This window comes from Butyrivibrio sp. DSM 10294 (assembly GCF_028539135.1).
In the GTDB taxonomy this organism is placed as follows: domain Bacteria; phylum Bacillota; class Clostridia; order Lachnospirales; family Lachnospiraceae; genus Butyrivibrio.
The window spans coordinates 77,686-93,153 of record NZ_JANSWL010000049.1; the positions used below are offsets into that span (position 1 = coordinate 77,686).

The following is a 15,468-nucleotide window of genomic DNA, read 5'->3' on the forward strand; positions in this document are numbered from 1 at the left end:
AATGACATTAAATGAACGTTTTATTGCAGCTTTTGTTACATCAGACAGATGGAAGCTTTATCTTGGGGGCCTTGGCATAACCCTTGAGGTTGCGGTCTTTTCCGCACTTCTTGGTCTTCTTATAGGAAATGTCCTGGCACTTATGAAGCTGTCCTACAAGGAGGACGGTAAGCCAACCGTCTTCAACTACATAGCTTCGGTCTACATCGATGTTATAAGAGGAACGCCCAGCGTACTTCAGCTTCTCATCATGTGGTTCATCATCATGGCCTCCTCCAACAACGGAATCCTGGTTGCATCCCTTTCCTTTGGTATCAACTCAGGTGCCTACGTTGCTGAGATCGTCCGCGGCGGAATCCTGGCCGTTGACAAAGGGCAGATGGAAGCCGGCAGAAGCCTTGGCCTTTCAAAAGCCGCAACAATGCGTTACATCGTACTTCCCCAGGCCTTCAAAAACGTAATCCCGCCTCTGGGGAACGAATTCATAACACTGATCAAGGAAACCGCCATCGTAGGCTACGTAAGTCTTGCAGATCTTACCCGTGTGGCCAACCAGATCGCATCCAGAACCTACGACGCGTTCATGCCTCTTATCGGCGCTGCAGTTATCTATTTTGTGATCATCAAGATACTGACAATACTCCTTGGCAAGCTGGAAAGGAGGATGCGTAAGAGTGATAACCGTTAAAAATCTGTGCAAAGAATTCAAGAACCCCGATGGTTCAATCAATAAGGTTTTAGCCGGAATCGATTATGAGATCAACAAAGGGGAGAAAATAGTCATCGTAGGACCCTCAGGTTCAGGAAAAAGTACTTTCCTTCGCTGCCTGAACCTCCTTGAGCGCCCAACTTCCGGCCAGATCATCTTCGACGATGAAGACATTACCGCCCCTAAGGTAAACATCAATAAAATAAGAGAGCGCATGGGCATGGTTTTCCAGAACTTCAACCTGTTCAACAACCTTACGGTCATGGAAAATATCACCCTTGCTCCCGTTAAACTCAAGGTTATGAGCCCTGAAGCCGCCAAAGAAAAGGCAACAGAGCTGCTTAAAAGAGTTAATCTGTTAGATAAGGCAGATGTATATCCCGCCTCCTTATCCGGCGGTCAGAAGCAGAGAATCGCAATTGTGCGCTCACTGTGCATGAATCCCGAAGTGATGCTCTTCGATGAGCCCACCTCCGCCCTTGACCCCGAAATGGTCGGCGAAGTTCTGGACGTTATGAAGAGCCTTGCAGACGAAGGCATGACCATGGTGGTTGTAACCCATGAGATGGGCTTTGCAAGAGAAGTTGCCACCAAGGTGCTCTTCGTAGATGAAGGAAAAATACTGGAGGAGAATTCTCCTAAGGAATTCTTCGATAATCCTCAGAGTAAGAGATTGCAGGATTTCTTGTCAAAGGTACTGTAATCTAAAAAGAGGACGGTTGTGAGTCAATGGGGACGGTTCTTTGTGACTCACGAAGCGAGTCACAAAGAACCGTCCCCATTGACTCGCAACCGTCCTCTTTGATTTATTCTTTTCCGGTAATCTTCTTGATCACAATCTTACCTGCGCGCTTAACTGCGTAAGGTCCTACTTTTCCAAGCTTATCCTCTGCGCGAACCATTGTGCTCGCTTCAGGAATATCCCTTGTAAGGTGAATAGCATCAAACTCGCACTTAGTTGTGCAGAGTCCGCAGCCGATGCACTTGTTAACATCTACGGTTGTGGCGCCGCAGCCAAGGCATCTGCTTGCTTCCTTCTTGACCTGCTCCTCTGTAAGAGTCATCCTCAGGTCATCGAAGGTCTCTTTTGCTACTCCTGCCTTAGTTCCCGGAACCTGACGAGGAGCGTTGTCGAAGCTCTCAATCTTGATATCATCCTTATCAAGCTCAATGAACTCTCTTCTGTCTCTTGCAAGATCCAGTCTGTTTCCGGGATGAACGAATCTGTTCATGGAAACTGCTGCTTCTCTACCGCCTGCGATTGCATCAATGGCAAATCTGGGGCCGGTGAACACATCGCCGCCGACAAAGATGTCAGGTTCAGCGGTCTGGAGTGTAAGAGGATCTGCAATGGCGCCGCCATTGGGTCTTGTCTCTACATTTGTTCCCTTGAGAAGGTCGCCCCATACGATTGACTGACCTACTGAAAGAAGTACATTCTCACACTTGATAGTGATGGTCTCATTTTCATCATACTTAGGGTTAAATCTTCCGTCAGCATCCTTAACAGAGGTGCAGCGCTTAAATACGATGCCTGTTACCTTACCATTTTCTGTAAGGATCTCCTTGGGGCCCCAACCATTCTTAACTTCGATGCCTTCTTCCTTGGCTTCATGAACTTCGTCCTTAGCCGCAGGCATCTCGTCTGCTCCCTCAAGACACAGCAGAGTAACTTTGGAAGCACCTGCTCTTACAGCGGTTCTTGCAACGTCGATTGCAACGTTACCACCACCGACTACAACGGTCTCGCCGTTTAACTTTTCATTGTGGTCAAGGTTAACTTTTCTGAGGAAATCAACACCGGTCTGAACGCCCTTGGCATCCTCACCGGGAACTCCTACAAGTCTTCCTCCCTGACAACCTATAGCAATGAAAAATGCCTTGTAGCCCTGTTTTCTGAGTTCTTCTATAGTAACGTCTTTTCCGACTTCTACTCCATATTTGAATTCGACGCCCATCTTGCTGATAACGTCGATCTCAGCTTCGATGATGTCCTTTTCAAGTCTGTAGCTGGGGATGCCGTTCATCAGCATGCCGCCGGCTCTCTTTTCCTTCTCAAATACTGTGACAGGATAGCCGTCTCTTCTTGCAAAATATGCAGCAGCAAGGCCTGCAGGACCTGCGCCGATGATAGCAAGCTTGTAATCATCACTCCACATTCCGCCGTCGTGCTTCTCGCAAAGAGGAATGTATCTGTCCTCTTTCTTAAGATCAAGAGAAGCGATGAACTTCTTGATCTCATCGATGGCAAGAGGCTGATCGATGGTTCCTCTTGTGCAGGCGTCCTCGCATCTTCTGTTGCAGATTGCACCGCAGATCATAGGAAGCGGATTGTCCTGCTTGATAAGCTTAAGGGCATCCTCATAGCGGCCTTCTGCAGCCATCTTGATATATCCCTGAACAGAAAGGTGTACAGGGCAAGCTGTCTTACATGGTGCTGTTCCGGTTTCGTAGCAGTTGACCTTGTTGTCATCGCGGAAGTTGTAATTCCACTTATCAGGGCCCCACTTGGTTGCATCAGGAAGGAGAGCCTTGGGATATTTAACCTCTGTTCCGTCCTTTTTGCAGAGCTTCTGTCCCAGCTTAGCAGCACCGGCAGGGCATACCTCTACGCACTTACCGCAGGCTACGCACTTTTCCTTCTCAACATGTGCTCTGTAGGCTGATGCTGACATATTTGGTGTGTTAAAAAGCTGTGAGGTTCTGAGGGCATTACATACACCGGGCGCACAGTTACAGATAGCAACGATCTTGCCTTCGCCGTCGATGTTGGTGATCTGGTGAACATAGCCGTGTCTCTCTGCTCTCTCCAGGATCTCATACACTTCCTCTTTGGTTACATAATGACCGATTCCGCGGCTGTCCATGTACTCAGCCATGTCGCCCATACCGATACAGTAATCACCACGGATTTCTCCGGAGCCTTCACCTCTCATGGCCTGCTGCTTTCTGCAGGAGCACTCTGAGATGCCATATTTGTCATACATGTCGATCCATCTTGACAGATGCTCTACAGGTACTGACTGGTTTTCCAGTTTGATTGCCTTCTCAACAGGAATTACGTGCATTCCCACACCTGCTCCTCCGGGCGGAACCATCTGTGTGATCCCGGCAAGAGGAAGCTGTGTCATAAGGTTGAAAAAGGTTGCAAGCTGAGGAAATTCATCTGTCAGCTTGTCCTGCATCATCATAAATTCAGCAGAACCGGGAACAAAGATAGGAAGCTCATACTGCTTGTGCTTATCCGCTGTCTTTGCTCTGTTCATCTCAATAATGCCAATCCAAACAAGGCGGTCGACCATCTTCTGAGTATCTTCCACGCTCATGTTGTTCATCTTGGCAAGTTCTTCAATTGAATAGGGAACTCTTGTCTTTTTGAAATTGATAAGGAACTTAACCTGTTCCTTGTTAAGAATCATATCAAGCATCCAATATTCAGGATCCCTGTTGTTGATCTTCCCCGTTAACTTCTTTACGTAGCGGTCTGTTATCAAAGTTGCCAGCTTCAATACCAGTTTTTCCTTTTCAGGATCTGCTGCCACGTAGTTCGGATCCTGCCAATAATCATTCTCGTTGATCATTGGGTCTCCGAGCTTCCACTCTGCCATACTCTTACCCATAAAAATCTCCTTACCCATAAATATTTCGTGGTTTCAAGTAACCCCCCCACGGGGTTATGTGGAGATATTTTATCATATAAGGCAGTAAACTCCTATAGGTTTAGTTGTTTTCAATCACTTTACATGAACGCTGGTCAATTTTCTGACAAAAGGATGTGAGGGATGCCATCTCCCCTTGTCATTCCTCACATCCTTGAAGTATCTCTGTCATTATATTTCGACAGCACAATACTTCCACTCTCAAATGTCTCCGGAACATCAATGATCCTCTGATTTGATGACCCCCTGAACCTCAGCATCAGATCTTTTTTCTCAAGAACAAATTCCCCATCCACAAGAACATCAATGGAATGCAGGATCTCATCAGTGTACTGGCCGTGGCAGCGCTTGTTATCGGGATCTGTCAGTTCCTCCCAGAGGTAGCCGCTGTAGATCCAGATTGTCTTCTTGGGAAGCTCTTCTTTTATTCTCTTGATCAGGGGATATAGCGCCTCCTGATTGGATATTTCCATGGGTTCGCCGCCGAGGATTGTCAGGCCGGCGATATAATCCGGCTTAAGGGATTCAATGATCTCATCCTCAGTCTTCTGAGTATAGGGCTCCCCGTAGTTAAAATCCCAGGTCATCTCGTTAAAACAGCCCTTACAGTGATGGGTGCAGCCGCTGACAAAAAGCGCTGTTCTGCAGCCCACTCCGTTTGCCACATCATTTAAATATATCTGTCCGAAATTCATTCTATCCCCCTAAGCCTCCTTATAGTACTAAGGCTCTATAAGCCAATATCATTTCCTTATTTTACCATATTTATTTTATGCATCGATATTCATTTTTATACATTATTTCAGTCCTTGATTGAGCTCTTAACGATCTCGCCGGCAGCATCGATTGTATAGAAGAGTCCAGCATTTATGCCAAACTTAAACGTTAAATATTTATGCAAAAAATGTATAAACCAATCATGTCTAAAATCGCCCAAAAAGTAACAAGCCGGGGAAAATGATCCCCGGCCTGCCATATAGATCCATAATATTTCTCCCTCTGAACTACCACAGCCATAATATTGTCAGATATCCGCTGTATTCCTCGTATGGCGTCCAGTTATAGCCTCTTTGAACTAAAACCACTGTATTATCTCACAGGATTGGACATATGGAGAACTCTCTCCTTGATCTCCTGTGTACGTCCCTGGTTCCAGAACTGTGTTCCGATGTAGCCGCAGGTTCTTCTTGCAACATTCATCTTGTTCTGATCGCGGTTGCCGCAGTTAGGGCATTCCCAGATGAGCTTGCCGTCTGTGTCGGTAACAATCTTGATTTCTCCGTCGTAGCCGCAGCACTGGCAGTAGTCTGATTTGGTGTTAAGCTCAGCATACATGATGTTGTCATAGATGTACTTCATAACTGAGATAACTGCCTCTATATTGCTGTTCATATCAGGAACCTCAACGTAGCTGATGGCTCCTCCCGGTGAAAGCGCCTGGAACTCAGACTCAAATTTGAGTTTGGTGAAGGCATCGATCTGCTCGGTAACATGAACGTGATAGCTGTTGGTGATATAGTTCTTGTCTGTAACCTCCGGAATAATACCGAATCTCTTCTGGAGGCACTTAGCAAACTTGTAGGTTGTGGACTCAAGAGGTGTTCCGTACAGACTGAAAGCGATATTGGTCTCAGCTCTCCACTTAGCACACTTGTCGTTAAGGAACTGCATTACCTTAAGTGCAAAGTCTTTGCCTCTTGGATCTGTATGTGATACGCCCTTCATATACTTGGTACACTCGCACAGTCCCGCATAACCGAGGGAAATTGTTGAGTAGTTGCCAAAAAGGAGGGGATCGATAACTTCACCCTTCTGAAGTCTTGCAAGGGCTCCGTTCTGCCAAAGGATAGGTGCAACATCGGAAGGTGTTCCGAGAAGTCTGTTGTGTCTGCACATAAGAGCCCGCTTGCAGAGCTCGGTTCTCTCTTCCATAAGCTCCCAGAACTTGGCTTCATCCTTGTAGGAGGAGCAGGCAACGTCCACCAGGTTAAGGGTTACAACGCCCTGGTTGAAACGTCCGTAGTACTTGTGGTCTCCTTCGTTATAGTTCTGAGCATGTGCCTTGTTGCCCTTGTTGCAAAGACCCTCTGCGTTCTCCTCGCTGTCGGGAGTAAGGAAGGATCTGCATCCCATGCAAGGATAAACATCACCCTTCTTGAGTTCCTTCATCTTCTTGGCTGAAATGTAGTCGGGAACAAGTCTCTTTGCAGTGCACTTAGCTGCCAGCTCTGTGAGGTACCAGTACTTGGAATCCTCATGAATGTTGTCCTCGTCAAGAACATAGATGAGCTTGGGGAAAGCAGGTGTGATGAGCTGTCCCTTCTCGTTCTTAACACCAAGGATACGCTGCTTGAGCATCTCCTCGATAACTACTGCAAGGTCTTCTCTCTGCTGTCCCTCGGGAACCTCATCGAGATACATATATACTGTGATGAAAGGTGCCTGACCGTTGGTGGTCATAAGTGTGATTACCTGATACTGGATAACCTGGCAGCCTCTCTCGATCTCTTTTCTAACTCGCATCTCTGCGATCTCGTTTACCTGCTTCTTGTTGATCTTCATGCCGGCAGTCTCGAACTCAAGAGCAACTTCCTTGCGGAATTTCTGTCTGCTGACATCAACAAAAGGTACAAGGTGTGAAAGTGTAATACTCTGTCCGCCGTACTGTGAGCTGGCGATCTGAGCAATAGCCTGGGTTGCGATATTGCAGGCTGTTGAAAAGCTCTTGGGACGCTCGATCATAGTCTCGGAAATAACTGTACCGTTCTGGAGCATATCCTCAAGGTTAACAAGACAGCAGTTGTGCATATGCTGTGCAAAATAATCTGAATCATGGAAGTGGATAAGTCCTGCCTCGTGGGCCTTGACTACATCCTCGGGAAGAAGGAATCTTCTGGTGATGTCCTTGCTGACCTCTCCTGCCATGTAATCTCTCTGAACGCTGTTAACAGTGGGGTTCTTGTTGGAATTCTCCTGCTTAACCTCTTCGTTGCTGCACTCAATAAGAGACATGATCTGCTCGTCGGTTGTGTTGGACTTCCTGACAAGAGCATGCTTGTAGCGGTAGGTAATATATTTTCTGGCAACCTCGAATTTGCCTGACTTCATCAGGCCATCCTCTACCATATCCTGGATCTCTTCCACACTGGCAGCTCTGGTGAGGGATGCACACTGTTTCTCTACAGCTCTCTCAACATCGCTGATCTGTCCTGCGGTGAGTTTCTTCTCGTCGGTCACCTCATCGTTGGCCTTCTCAATAGCGGCGATGATCTTGCCACCGTCAAAAGCCACTTCCTTGCCGCTTCTCTTAATGATCTTCATAAAAACCCCCTTATAAAAAAGTTCTCTCTCAGCATAAATGTAACCACAAGGACAACTATATCTTGTGGTTACACATTAATGATAATACAGTATATTGTTTAATTCAAGTGAAAAAATCTACAAAAATTAATTAATTCCTACGCACCGTTTCAAGCCTGTTATGCAGTCTTTTCAGGTGTTCCAGGGTTTTTTCGTCGCTGACGGGTCGCCCTGAAAAAAAATAGTCCGTTTTGATCTGGCACAACATCTTGTGGTAGTCGTCAAAAATAACCTCATCATCAGGTGTATCTGATAACTTCAGACCAAGCACATGGGCTAGGTGATGTATTGTACCAAAATTACCATCCACTAGCAAGGTGTTATCGCCAAAATATTTCTTTAATGACGGTTTAAAGTAATTAAAATGGGTGCAGCCCAGTACTAACGCGCAATATAAATTTTTGTCATAGGCTCCGAACTGCTGCTGTATGTATTCCTCCACCTCAGGCCCCTCGAAGAGCTCTTTTTCTGCGAACTCCACGAACCTTGGCATGGCCAGGAGGTCAACTCTGTGCTCCTCATCCACCCTGTGGAGCAGGTCTCTGAGCTTGTCTTCCCTGATGGTTACCGGGGTTGCGATCACCATGATCCTCTTGTCGTCGGTGCCTTCTACGGCAGGTTTAACCGCCGGCTCCATTCCCAGTATCGGCACATCGAATGAGGCGCGCAGGTCCTTGATGGCTACGCTGGTTGCTGTATTGCAGGCAACCACTATAGCCTCCGCTCCCTTGTCCAACAAAAACCTTGTAATCTCCTGCGCATAGCCTTTGATCTGCTCCGGAGTTTTAAGGCCGTAGGGAACGTGCTCTGTATCTGCATAAAATATATATTCCTGATCCGGAAGACGGTGATATGCCTCATGAAGTACGGACAAACCGCCTATTCCTGAATCGAATATTCCAATTTTCATGGTAATTTCCTTCTTTTTATCCTAAAATATTAATCATGGAAAACAAAAAAATCGATGAACTTCAAAAACTATATGATAACTCCAAGGTCGGCGCCCTGGTGCAGGAGATCTGCGAATACTACGTAACCAACGAAGATCCCGAGGACGGCTCCTCCACGGATGCCCTTGAACCCAGGGAGGTTGTTGACGCAGTGTATCTCCTGTTCTGTCTCCAGAGCAGAGAGCAGATCCTGGATGAATTCAACATTGTAAGGAAGAGATATCCCGACCTCTATACCTCGGTCTCCTCTCTCCATAACACTCTTTTGGTAAACATGGATTACCGGGCTCTTGAATCCGACTGCTGTCAGAAAATATCCGCCTATGCCGTAGATACCTCCAAGGAAGAGGTCCTTGCACACGCGGATACATTTGTCAGAACCGGTGAAAATCTCTCAGCCGCCGTTGATAAGTTCTATTCCTGGCTCCACTCAAGAAGCCGCTAGAGCTTATTGTGATACAGCTTCCAGATATTTGGAGGAAGCATACAATTGCTGTCCCTCGTATTCTACTATTGCCCAGGTGGTCTCACTGCTCTGGGCAATTCTTTTTATTGTTGTTCCCTTAGTAACTGAAGTCACTATTGTTGCGTCGCTGTCTGAACTTGGCACAGTGCGAAGATTCAGGCTTGCGGCGGTTACCGTCACCATGTCTCCGGTCTCTTCATAACCTTCCGGAAGAGCCACCTGGACTTCCTCTGCAGGCTCTTCGTCAGGATCGGGTCTGAACTTCGGTGCCAGGAACTTGTAAGCTCCAAAAGCTATGGCTGCAAGAATTACTATTCCTGTGAGGATCGATGCGAATCTTACCACAACCAGCATCAGATCTTTCCCCTCAGATTCCTCATCTTCCTCCTCATAGGGTTCTCCGTCCTCGTCGTAGTCCTCATCTACACCGTCATATTCTTCGTCGTACTCTTCATCATATTCTTCATCGTACGGCTCGTCGTATTCTTCGTTGTAGTCGCCTTTGCACGGTTTCTGAGGCTGCTCCTGTACCGGGGCAGCGCCGGCAGCCTTATCACTATGGGCATCCCTGCCTGCTGCCTTATCTGAAACGGCCTCTTCCTTGCGGGGAGCAGGCTCGTAATCATCCCGGGCGTCCCATCCTCTTTGTGCACGAGGAATATGATGTTTCCTGATAAGCCCGGTATTCTCGTCCACAGGCTCTCTTTCGGCTATAGTTCCCTTATCTCTTGGCATGTCGACGGGCTTGTCCGCGGCAGTTTTCCCACTGCCCGGTGCCTTAGCTTCTTCTGCCTCCGGGATGCTCACCTCTTGCTCTGCCTGCTGCTCAGCCTTCTGTCTCTCCCTGAAATACTCTTCCCTTTCCTCTTCGGTAAAAAAGTTGTAGGGATCCACGATCTCTATTGATTCGATAAAACCGGTGTCTCCATTTTTTACAGTGCCGGTTCCTGTTGGGGTTCCTGCACTGTCCCTTGGTTCTTTCTCAGTATTTACGCTGTCGCTGCGTTTAATGTAATCCTCAAAGTTAGTAATCTTATCTGCCACGTCAGTAAAACTCCCTGTTGCAAGAAGTGCTGGCTATTAAGCCAGCACCTTATCAATTATTCCTTGTAATTTAGCCTTGTTAAGTGCTCCGACTGCTGTCTCTATAACCTGTCCGTCCTTAAAGAAAGCAAACATCGGAATTGACATTACGTTGTATTTCTGAGCAATGTCAGGTGACTGATCAACATTGATCTTGCCAACCTTAAGCTCTCCTTCGTACTCATCAGCAAACTCATCGATCATGGGGGCCATCATCTTGCAGGGTCCGCACCAATCTGCTGAAAAATCAACAAGAACAGGCAAGTTACTCTTTAAAACTTCTTCTTCGAAATTCTGACTGTTTAATGTGTAGTCCATTACTTTGTCCCCTTTCTGCTCACAATGTACTTGTAAATTGGATTGCCTAATGATGAGAACTTCTCTTCATACTCGGTCATCACATTGCCCTCGTTCATGGCCTCATCGTGATGAAGGTCATAGGTCACTGCATCCAGTGTCCATCCCGCCGGTTCCACCTCATCCAGTGCAAACCGGAACAGATCCTCGTTGTCAGTCTTGAACTCTACGACTCCATCTGCTCTTAAGATCCGGTCGTATCTTCCAAGAAACTCCCTTGAGGGAAGACGCCTCTTGGCGTGTCTCTCCTTGGGCCATGGATCCGAGAAGTTGAGGTAAATTTTATCTACTTCAGAAGGTGCGAATACCTCTGTGATAACCTCCGCATCCATTCTGATGAAGATCACGTTGGGGAGCTGCAGCTCCTCCTGCTTCTGTATTGCTCTAAGTAAAACGCTTGAGTATTTCTCTATTCCGATGTAGTTAATATCAGGGTGAAGGGCTGCCATGTCCATGAGAAAACGTCCCTTGCCCATTCCGATCTCGATATGTATGGGTTTGTCGTTGCCGAAAACCTCTTTTTTCCAAAGTCCTTTTTTCTTCTCAGGATCCTTGACGGTGAACTTGCTGTCCGCAATTACTTCTCTTGATCCTGCAATATTTCTTAAACGCATGTTACTCCTTAAAAATCAAATCAAAAATACAGGCCCGAAGGCTCTTATATCATTGATTTTACTACATTTATGCGCCATTTGCAAAGAGCCGGGGGTTGCTCTTTACTGTGATGAATCAATATTGTATTATTTTCTTACTATGACACTTGAAAAAAACTCTATTAATAAGAAAAACTTCATATATAGAGTTTCCGCAGCGCTGATCGCAATCGCCATCGGCATCTGCTCAGTTCCGGTAACAGCTAAGGCTGACACGCCGGACTACGCAGCAGAGGCAGCAGAGAGGAAACTCCTTCCGATACAGAGTAACGACACCCCCGGCTGGCCCGAGGGACCTGAGATTCCCGCGCAGGCAGCGATCCTTCTGGAGGCAAATACAGGAACCATCCTCTATGCCAAAAACATCCACGAGGAGCTCTACCCCGCCAGCACCACCAAGATCATGACCTGCCTTCTTGCGGTGGAGAATGCAAGCCTTGATGATAAGATAACCTTCTCAAATGACGCAGTATTCAGTGTTCCCCACGACGGCTCCTCCATCGGAATGGATGTGGGCGAGTCCATCACCCTTGAGCAGGCCCTCTACGGAATAATGGTAGGAAGTGCCAACGAAGTGGCCAATGCAGTGGGCGAGCATGTCAGCGGCAGCATCGATGCCTTTGTTGACCTTATGAACGACAGAGCAGCTGAGCTTGGCTGCACCAACACTCATTTTAACAACACCAACGGTCTTCAGGACGACAATCACTATACTTCCGCCTACGACCTTGCAATGATAGCAAGAGCTTTTTTTGCCAATGAGTTCTTATGTAAGGTGGGAAATACACCAAGATATCACTTCACACCTACAAGTACTCAGCCCGATGACTTCTATCTCAACAACAAGCACAAGCTGATCACCGGCGAAGTGTCCTACGAGGGCATCCTTGGCGGCAAGACCGGCTACACAGGCCAGGCCCGTGAGACCCTTGTTACCTGCGCTGAGAAAAACGGCATGAGACTCATCTGCGTCGTTCTTAAGGACGAATCTCCTGCCCAGTTTAGCGACACTGTTACGCTGTTTGACTACGGTTTTAACAACTTCAGACCTGTGAATGTCGCAGACAATGATGACCGCTACATGCCGGATGATTCCCTTTTCTTTGAATCAGAGCACGACGTATTCGGAAGCTCCGGAACAATACTTAATATCAGGAAAAATGATAAGATCATCCTCCCCAAGACCTCAGACATCAAGGATACCACCTATGAAATATCCTATGACCTGACTGACGCCCAGAAGGCAGAGGCCCCCTATGCCCTTGCCAAAGTAAGCTACAGCTTCAACAATGCTCCTGTGGGAGAAGCTCTTATCTGCTATTTTGGCAAAACAAAAGCCGCTTCCACTGAAGCGGCCGTTGCTACACGTACAATATACATCAATATTAAACTGGTGATAATCGCTGCCTTTGCGCTGATCATTCTGGCTACAATAATCCAGCTCATCATTTCGCAGATTATCTATAACCACACCCACGCCAGAAGAAACGATCGTATACGTTTCAACCGAAGAAAAAAAGAGACCAACGGTCTTACCTTCAAGGGCAAAAAGTTCTGATTACCGCCATCACTGGTCTTTCTCCGGGTTCTGTCTCTTCCTGACCTTGCGCTGCTTGGCCTTCATGGCCTCCACCTCCTCGGGGGAGACGAATTTGCAGGTCTTGATAACAAAGAGTCTTCCGTTCTCTGCCTTCTTGATGCGAACCTTGGCCTTCATGAAGCCATGCTTGTCGCAGTAGGCGGCGCTGTAATAGTGCTTGCCGTTGGGAGAGAACCATTTTACCCTTCTTTTGATATTACAATGGCAGATATAGCACTTGGTGCTCATGATCTCCATGTTCTCAAGTACATCCTCCTTGGTATCGAACTCCCTGGAGATGTACTTGGCATAATTGTCAAAAACAATGCGGATCTCCTGCTTCTTGGTCTTGGGAGTCACATAGGTGTCGAAGGATATTCTCTGAAGCACCCTGTCACTGAATCTCTTAAATATCTTGGCCGTGTACTCGGCATCCGCCAGAGCCCTGTGAAAAGGTATATCCTGGATAAGTCCCAGCTCATCAACTGCAGTGGCAAGGCTCTTACGGGACCTTCCATCGTCATAGGCAAGGCTGTAGAGTTTCTGCGCATCGTAGAAAGGAAGCGGCCTGTCGGACAAAAGAGGCATGTCATAGAAGTCCAGATTTCTCTGAAACTCCGTAAGATCCAAAGGTCCCCAGCTGCAGAACTTGGGGTCCTCGCCGCACCACTCAAGGAACTGTCTTGCAACGGTCTGAAAATCCTCGCCATTCTCAAGGTCCTCCATTGTAAGGTGGATGAGCTTACCCGTGATCCTGTGCATATGCTGATGGATCTGAGGCTTGATCAGCCGACTGAACTCGCCGATCTTTTCTCTTTTTTCATTTAGTTTGACTGCGCCGATCTCAACAATCTCAAAGGTAAGGGTCTTATCCCCCCTTGTCACCGGCGCTTCACCCTGATTCCACTCAAGGTCAAATACTATAAAATCGCCCATAAATCAATTCTTTCCATCGGGTTGGTATTACTTCTTAAAATAACTTCCAAGCCAGGTTGCAGCCAGGTCTATCCAGGGCTGGCAGGAGGGAACGATCTCCTTGCGGCTGGGGCTTTCCGTTATCTCATTTGCAAGGGACAGTCCGTGACCTCCCTCACAGAAAATATGAAGCTCTGTATTAATATTATGCGCTTTCAATGCGGATGCAAACAATAGGGAATTTTCAACCGGCACTGAACCGTCTGTGAAGGTATGCCAGATGAAAGTGCGGGGAACTGCGTCGCTTACCTGTTTCTCAAGGGATACCTTCTCAAGAAGCTTCTTATCTTCTTTTCCCACAAGAGCATCAAAGGAGCCTCTGTGAGCATATTCTCCGGAGGTTATAACAGGATAGCATAACAAGAGTCCGTTGGGACGAAGCTTTTCTTTGGCAGCATCTGTTACTTCTCCAAGGAGCTTCTCGGATAAGAAGTCCTCTCTCCAGAAGCAGGAATAGCTTGCTGCCAGGTGTCCGCCTGCGGATGCGCCCTGAACAATTATCGCCTCCGGGTCAACCTCCCATTCTGCGGCATGCTCTCTTACGATGAGCATTGCCCTTCCAAGTTCCAACAGAGCTGTGGGATATTTGGCAGGCTTGCAGGAGTATCTAAGGATTGCTGTGTTAAAACCCTTGGCCATAAATGCAAAAGCCAGTGGCTCAGCCTCTCTGTCAGAAGTCCATTCATAGCCGCCACCCGGGCACAATAGTACCAATGGTCTCTTACTTATATATAGTTCCGTTGAAGGCTCCTGGATAAAAACAGTGAGTCTTGCTCCCTCAAGAGAGCCTTCTTCATTAAGTGCAAATTCTTTATAATACATAACTATTTTCCCCCGATTGCATTATTAATATGCATTTATTCAGGCGCCTTAAATGCGCTCGTACTCTTGATTTTAACTGTTTCATATCAAAATTACAAAGATTTTTTAATTTGTGTATTGACATATTCAATTGCACGCAATATAATTGCATTGTCAAGAAACGAAATAACAATGACATTTAGACATGCAAACCTATATCCATTTAATACAACCATTATATCAGGAGGAAACCAAGATGGGATTTTATGATTATTCTGTAACAGATGCACAGGGCAATGAAGTTTCTATGGAGAACTACAAGGGCAAGGTTGTTCTTGTTGTAAATACAGCTACTAACTGCGGCTTCACACCTCACTACAAGGATATCGAGGCAATATTTGAGAAGTTCCATGAGCAGGGCTTCGAGGTTCTTGATATTCCCTGCAATCAGTTTGCGGGACAGACTCCCGGAACCGACGAGGAGATCCATGAGTTCTGCCAGCTTCACTACAACACAATGTTCCCTCAGATGAAGAAGTCTGATGTGAACGGTGAGACTGCAATTCCTCTTTACAAATATCTTAAGAGCCAGAAGGGCTTTGAGGGCTTTGGTAAAGGGCCTGCTGCCCTGGCAATGAATGTGATGCTTAAGAAGATCGACAAGGACTATAAGAATAATTCCGAGATCAAGTGGAACTTCACCAAGTTCGTGATCGACAGAGAAGGCAATGTAGTAGCCCGCTTCGAGCCCACGGAGAAGATGGAGAACGTAGCTGCTTGCGTTGAGAAGCTCATCTGATAAATATATTTGTAATTTTTCTAACCTTTTGAATATATAAGCCGCTATCCGGTCTCATCTGCCGGACAGCGGCTTTT

General features: G+C 46.8%; 14 protein-coding genes. 5 read left to right on the forward strand and 9 right to left on the reverse strand.

What is annotated here, in order from left to right; translation table 11 throughout:
* Position 1: 1 nt before the first annotated feature.
* Positions 2-688 carry an amino acid ABC transporter permease gene (locus NXH67_RS04335; RefSeq protein ID WP_022777455.1) on the forward strand — a complete coding sequence of 229 codons (687 nt, stop codon included), beginning with the start codon at positions 2-4 and terminating at the stop codon, positions 686-688.
* Entirely contained in the window at positions 675-1,412 is a 738-nt protein-coding gene (locus tag NXH67_RS04340; protein WP_022777454.1) for an amino acid ABC transporter ATP-binding protein, read from the forward strand. Before NXH67_RS04335 ends, NXH67_RS04340 begins: the two co-directional genes overlap by 14 nt.
* Before the next feature lie 103 nt (positions 1,413-1,515).
* Here NXH67_RS04340 and NXH67_RS04345 read toward each other — a convergent pair whose 3' ends face one another.
* The 4 genes from NXH67_RS04345 to murI form a co-directional block, all read right to left on the reverse strand.
* The gene (locus NXH67_RS04345; protein ID WP_272796569.1) at positions 1,516-4,290 is read right to left on the reverse strand and encodes an FAD-dependent oxidoreductase; all 2,775 of its coding nucleotides are present in this window, start codon (positions 4,288-4,290) and stop codon (positions 1,516-1,518) included.
* A 224-nt stretch (positions 4,291-4,514) separates the two neighbouring features.
* A complete protein-coding gene (gene nrdG / locus NXH67_RS04350) occupies positions 4,515-5,063 on the reverse strand; it encodes an anaerobic ribonucleoside-triphosphate reductase activating protein (protein WP_022777452.1) in 549 nt (182 codons plus the stop codon).
* Positions 5,064-5,457: 394 nt separating this feature from the next.
* Positions 5,458-7,689, reverse strand: a complete 2,232-nt coding sequence (gene nrdD, locus NXH67_RS04355; RefSeq protein ID WP_272796537.1) for an anaerobic ribonucleoside-triphosphate reductase — start codon at positions 7,687-7,689, stop codon at positions 5,458-5,460.
* A gap of 130 nt (positions 7,690-7,819) precedes the next feature.
* Positions 7,820-8,638, reverse strand: coding sequence for a glutamate racemase (gene murI, locus NXH67_RS04360; RefSeq protein WP_022777450.1), 819 nt, complete (start codon positions 8,636-8,638; stop codon positions 7,820-7,822).
* A gap of 35 nt (positions 8,639-8,673) precedes the next feature.
* On the opposite strand from murI, the gene NXH67_RS04365 reads away from it, so the two are divergent.
* Complete coding sequence (locus tag NXH67_RS04365; RefSeq protein ID WP_272796538.1) at positions 8,674-9,123, forward strand: hypothetical protein; 450 nt, start codon at positions 8,674-8,676, stop codon at positions 9,121-9,123.
* Between the two features lie 3 nt (positions 9,124-9,126).
* Here NXH67_RS04365 and NXH67_RS04370 read toward each other — a convergent pair whose 3' ends face one another.
* Genes NXH67_RS04370 through trmB form a run of 3 tightly spaced genes read right to left on the reverse strand, consistent with a single transcriptional unit; the run spans position 9,127 to position 11,198 of the window.
* A complete protein-coding gene (locus tag NXH67_RS04370) occupies positions 9,127-10,188 on the reverse strand; it encodes an SH3 domain-containing protein (RefSeq protein WP_272796539.1) in 1,062 nt (353 codons plus the stop codon).
* A 36-nt stretch (positions 10,189-10,224) separates the two neighbouring features.
* The gene (trxA, locus tag NXH67_RS04375) at positions 10,225-10,545 is read right to left on the reverse strand and encodes a thioredoxin (protein WP_022777447.1); all 321 of its coding nucleotides are present in this window, start codon (positions 10,543-10,545) and stop codon (positions 10,225-10,227) included.
* Complete coding sequence (gene trmB, locus NXH67_RS04380) at positions 10,545-11,198, reverse strand: tRNA (guanosine(46)-N7)-methyltransferase TrmB (RefSeq protein WP_022777446.1); 654 nt, start codon at positions 11,196-11,198, stop codon at positions 10,545-10,547. Before trmB ends, trxA begins: the two co-directional genes overlap by 1 nt.
* A 139-nt stretch (positions 11,199-11,337) precedes the next feature.
* On the opposite strand from trmB, the gene NXH67_RS04385 reads away from it, so the two are divergent.
* Positions 11,338-12,795: a D-alanyl-D-alanine carboxypeptidase family protein gene (locus NXH67_RS04385; RefSeq protein ID WP_272796540.1), complete on the forward strand. Its 1,458-nt coding sequence runs from the start codon at positions 11,338-11,340 to the stop codon at positions 12,793-12,795.
* Positions 12,796-12,804: 9 nt separating this feature from the next.
* Here the strand turns inward: NXH67_RS04385 and NXH67_RS04390 are convergent, their stop codons facing one another.
* Positions 12,805-13,752, reverse strand: a complete 948-nt coding sequence (locus tag NXH67_RS04390) for a 3'-5' exonuclease (RefSeq protein WP_272796541.1) — start codon at positions 13,750-13,752, stop codon at positions 12,805-12,807.
* A gap of 27 nt (positions 13,753-13,779) precedes the next feature.
* Positions 13,780-14,613 (reverse strand): alpha/beta hydrolase, encoded by an 834-nt coding sequence (locus NXH67_RS04395; RefSeq protein WP_272796542.1) that lies wholly within the window; start codon positions 14,611-14,613, stop codon positions 13,780-13,782.
* Positions 14,614-14,848: 235 nt separating this feature from the next.
* Here NXH67_RS04395 and NXH67_RS04400 point away from each other — a divergent pair, with 235 nt between their 5' ends.
* Complete coding sequence (locus tag NXH67_RS04400; RefSeq protein ID WP_022777442.1) at positions 14,849-15,391, forward strand: glutathione peroxidase; 543 nt, start codon at positions 14,849-14,851, stop codon at positions 15,389-15,391.
* The last annotated feature ends 77 nt before the right edge of the window (positions 15,392-15,468 follow it).